Source organism: Cohnella baijiui, assembly GCF_020731285.1.
GTDB lineage: Bacteria > Bacillota > Bacilli > Paenibacillales > Paenibacillaceae > Cohnella.
The window spans coordinates 1-328 of the sequence record NZ_JAJFOW010000179.1 but is presented as its reverse complement, the minus strand read 5'-3'; the positions used below and the strand labels follow the sequence as shown (position 1 = coordinate 328).

Genomic DNA, 328 nt, shown 5'->3' with positions numbered 1-328 from the left:
TTTCGTATTCACCATGATCCTAGCTGTGGTGTTATGGGTGTTTGATAGTATCACCCGTCACCTGGATTACCAAATCAAATGTCTTATTCTCGGTATTCCGGCGTTCGCACTATCCAACTCAGCTCTTCTGACCACACTTCTCACCCACGGTATTTTGTTAGCGGTGGTTCTGGCATTCCTCCTGCCAAGCGTGAAGAAGAGAGGAAAAGACAGGCAAGAAAAGAGAGAAGTCGATGCTTCTCTCAAACCGGAGAGAACAAAGGCCGCATTGACCGCGGCCGCAGTTAGAGAATGACAAAATTACGGAGCGTGACTTATGAGAAATCTT

1 pseudogene is annotated in these 328 nt (G+C 47.0%); it reads left to right on the top strand.

The annotated features are described in order from the left end of the window. Positions 1 to 295: pseudogene (locus tag LKX83_RS32215) on the top strand (hypothetical protein); the annotation flags it as partial. Positions 296 to 328 lie beyond the last annotated feature (33 nt).